This is a genomic window from uncultured Amaricoccus sp. (assembly GCF_937858865.1).
Taxonomy (GTDB): domain Bacteria; phylum Pseudomonadota; class Alphaproteobacteria; order Rhodobacterales; family Rhodobacteraceae; genus Amaricoccus.
The window spans coordinates 1-3960 of record NZ_CALLYO010000422.1 but is presented as its reverse complement, the minus strand read 5'-3'; the positions used below and the strand labels follow the sequence as shown (position 1 = coordinate 3960).

The 3960-nt window shown below is 70.7% G+C and carries 2 protein-coding genes and 1 pseudogene; 1 reads left to right on the top strand and 2 read right to left on the bottom strand.

From position 1 onward, the window contains the following. Positions 1-328, bottom strand: a pseudogene (locus Q0112_RS12500) (NAD(P)-dependent oxidoreductase); the annotation flags it as partial. A 317-nt stretch (positions 329-645) separates the two neighbouring features. Here Q0112_RS12500 and Q0112_RS12495 point away from each other — a divergent pair. After that, a complete protein-coding gene (locus Q0112_RS12495; protein ID WP_297975815.1) occupies positions 646-2028 on the top strand; it encodes a 7-cyano-7-deazaguanine synthase in 1383 nt (460 codons plus the stop codon). 172 nt (positions 2029-2200) lie between these two features. Here the strand turns inward: Q0112_RS12495 and Q0112_RS12490 are convergent, their stop codons facing one another. Beyond that, complete coding sequence (locus Q0112_RS12490) at positions 2201-3718, bottom strand: GMC oxidoreductase (protein ID WP_297975814.1); 1518 nt, start codon at positions 3716-3718, stop codon at positions 2201-2203. Between the last annotated feature and the right edge of the window lie 242 nt (positions 3719-3960).

Genomic DNA, 3960 nt, shown 5'->3' with positions numbered 1-3960 from the left:
TGACGTCGAGCAGCACGTCGATGTGCGGGCTGGTCGCCACCAGCATCGCGTCCTCGGTGATCGCCGGGCGGCCGGCCTCGATGGCGCGGGCGAGGGAAGGGGCGCTGTCGACCATCGCCGGGTCCGCGAAGCCCGCCGCCGCGTAGGCGGCGACGGCCTTCGACGGCGTGCGCGCGGCGATCGCCGCGATGCGGATCGAATCCCGGTAGGGGCCGCCGGTCTGCAGCACCACGCCCGAGGCCATGAAGCCCGCCCCGATCATGCCCACCCGGATCGGCGGCTTGCCCGCGGCGACGTGCTTGGCAATCGCGGTATCGACGATGATCACGGGGTCTCTCCTCTGTCCCTAGGTACCGGCCGGTCCCGATTCACGCAGGCTGCCCCCCGCGCGCGAATCGCAGCATAGCAAGGAGTAGAGTATGAAGTTCGGCGAGACGAGCCTCCCCGAGGCCGGGGTGATCGGCAACGGACGGCTCGTAGCAGTTGGACGAACTGGACAAAGTGGCTGATCCCGTCGGCTGGCTGCGGGGGTCCTGCAGGCCGGTGTGGCGCGACCGTGGCTGCTCTCGATTCGGTGAGCGTGTATTCCGTTGAGCCGGCCGCGGCCCCCGTCTACAACCACCAGTGTCATCGGGGAGCGTCGGAGTGGATCTTCTGCTGCATCGCAAGCAGTTCGTCATCGCCAGGCGGCCGGTCGCCGTGGATCCGAGCTGGATCTCGGTCCCGCTCGCCGAGGGCTGGATCCTGTCGTACCAGCAGGATCTCCCGGTCGAGGTCGACCGGCGCGTGCCGGATGCACCGGAGGTGCTGATCGGCGCGCGCCTCTGCGCCGATCCCGCCACCGGGTGCGGCGCCGGGCGCTATGCCCGCGTGCGTTGGCCCCGGGTCTCGGGCGATGCGGCGGCGCTCCTCGGTCTGCACGTGGGCCGGTCCGGCGGGGAGTTCGTGGTGGCCTCGAGCCCGGCGATCGCCATGCTGGCGCTCACCGGCGAGATTCCTCCCTTCGACATCGACGATCCGCTCGCGCATCCGGGCAACGGCAACTATCTCCCCAGCCCCGGCACCCGCTGGCGGGCGGTGCGGCGGCTGTTCTGCGACCAGGAGATCGATCTCCGCACCGGGGCCGTCGAGCATGCGGACCATGGCATCCGGCCGCTCGCCGGGTTCGACGCGGCGCGCGATGTCGCCGCGACCGAACTCGCGCGCTTCGCCGAGGAGCTCAAGTCCCGCATTCCGGGCACGGTGTTCCTGCCGCTGACCGCCGGGCTCGACTCGCGCACCGTTGCCGCCGCGTTTCTCGCCGCCGGGCTGCGCTTCGAGACCGTGACCTTTCGCTACATGGGCAAGCCGGTCACCGACGTGCGCATCGCCGCGGCGATCAGCCGGCGCTTCGGCCTTACCCACCACATCCTGGACCTCGAGCCGGCGCGGCCGGGTATCGCCGCCCTGGTCGAGCAGCATACCTGCGGGGCGGTGCTCGGCTGGGACATCAAGGAGCTCATCCCGGGAAACGCCTACCGCTACCAGCGTCCCGGCGACGCGATGATCGCGGCGGGCTGCTTCGAGCTCGGCAGGCAGTATTTCGCGCGCTACTTCTCCGGCCTCGACTGCAGCAGCCCCGACTTCCCGGCCGCCCTGGGCGCGGAGATCTTCGCGCGGGACGCCTTCACCCCGTTTCTCGCCGACTGGCGCGACTGGCGCGGCGCCCATCCCGAGGGCCTCGACTGGATCAATGCCTTCTATCTCGACCAGCGGCTCGGCGGATGGCGGGCAGCGCTCGAGCAGGGGTACGACCTCTTGCCGGCGCTGGTGCTGAACCCCGCCAACAATGCCCGGGTCTATTCGGCGCTGGTCACGCCCGAGCCGGCCGAGCAGGCCGACGGGCGGCTGCAGAAGGCGATGATCGCCCGGCTGGAGCCGCGCCTCGCGCGCTTTCCGGTCAACCCGCCAACGCTGGGCGCGCGTCTGTGGCGGATGCGGCGCAGCCTCGCCCGTCACCTGGGTCCGGTTCTGGGCCGGACCGGCTGAACCCGTCCGGTCGCCGCCCGAATCCCGACTTTTTGCGTGCCATATGGATTCCATACGTCTCCATACGCGTTCCACATCGAGCGAAACGACGTAACCCCTTGACGCTGAGGCCTTCGGCCGCATCCCGCATCACACGCCCGGCGCGGACCCGCAAAGCCGAGCCCCCCGCCGGCTACGCTGCCAGATGGTCGGCGAGTCGGAGCGCGAGCTGGACGATGGTGTAGGTCGGGTTCTGGAAGCCGGGGGTGGAAAAGACGCTCGAGCCGCCGATGTAGAGGTTCGCGAGCCCGTGCACCCGGCAGTTCCGGTCGACGACCCCGGTCTTCGGATCGTCGCTCATCCGGGTGGTGCACATCTGGTGCCAGCCGTTCAGGCGCTGCTCCGGCTCTGTCGCCCGGATCGGCTGCTCGGCGAGTGCCGTGTCGTAGAGCCGCATCCGGCCCTCGCCGCGGTCGGCGAGGTGGCCGGCGAAGGCAAGGGTCGATTCGCGGATGGTGCGGTCGTCGATCGGAAGCGTCCGCCAGTCGAGGCGGGTGCGCCGGAGACCGAGGGCGTCGCGCGCGTCGGAGAGGGTGATCCGGCTCTCGGGGTTGAGCGCCGGCTCGCTGTTGACCACGACCCGGCCCCAGGGGTTCGCCTCGGGATCGCGGCTGGCGAGCCAGTCCTCGACACCGCCCCGGTCGCAATGCAGCACGTCGCCCGTCACCGCCTCGGCGAGTCTTTCCCCGAAGGGGAGGGTGCACTGGACGCTGCGGGCGAGCTCCTTCGGCAGCGACAGCGGCTTCCGGCGGTAGTAATCGAGGTGCAGGACGATCTTCAGCGTCTGGCGCTCGGCGAGAAAGTCCTCGGTGGGGGTGAAGAAGCGCACCTCGGCCTCGGGGACCGCGCTCATGATCACCTCGCCGACCTCCATGCGTAGGTGGTCGCAGAAGAACCGGCCGACGAGGTCGTTCTGGTTGCCGATGCCGCCCGGGATCTGGCTGTCGAAATTCAGCAGGAGCCGGGGATTCTCGAAGCCGCCGGTGCAGAGGCAGTAGCTTTGCGCCGTCACGGTGAAGCCGGGATCGGCCGCGCCGTAGGCGCGGAAGACTGCCCTGGTGACGGAGGTCAGGCCATCGTCGAGGCGGAGGTCGACGAGGTTCGCGTGGACGCCGAGCGCGATCCGAGGGGCGCTCGTGATCTCGTCGAGGTACTTCTCGCCGAAGCGGGTCGGGGCGCTGCGGAGGTACCAGACCTGCTCGAAGCCGTCCTCCGGCGGGATCGGGGTCGCCGGCGCTGCATCGTCGTAGGCCGGGACGAGGTCGAGGATCTCGGCGACTTCCGCCTGGTAGGGATCGAGGTCCTCGCGGCCGATCGGCCAGCCGCTCGAGGGGTTCTGCGGCCGCGGCCGCATGTCCGCCGCCTCGAAGGCGCGACAGAGGCCGTTCCAGTGGCCGGAGGAGCCGCCGAAGGCGCGCACCCGCGCGGCGTCGAGATCGGGATAGGTGAGCCCCACGCTCTCGCCGACGGCGATGTCCTGGGACTCCTCGGACCATTCGAGCCCGCCGCCCTCCATCAGTGCGACCGCGAGGCCGCGGGCGGCGAGCCGGCGCGCCAGCGTGATCCCCGCCGGGCCGGCGCCGATCACGCAGACGTCGAAGGGCCGAGCGAAGGCCGCGCGCCCCTCGGGGGTCTCCACGTCATGGAGCATCGCCTGCTCCGGGTGCGGGGCGGTCCGGGAAGGGGTTCATTCTACCTCCGGGATCAGGCCCGAAATCGCGGATCCGGTGAAGCTCGATCAATCCGGCCGGCGGCCGCGCGGGCCGCCGGGATCGCTTCTTGCTGATACCGCAGGGTTCCGCTCAGACCGGCTCCAGGGCGTTCCAGCGCAGCTCCGGGTCGATCTGCCCGGTGTCGCGGAGGTGCTTCAGCTCCTTCAGCCGGGTATAGGGC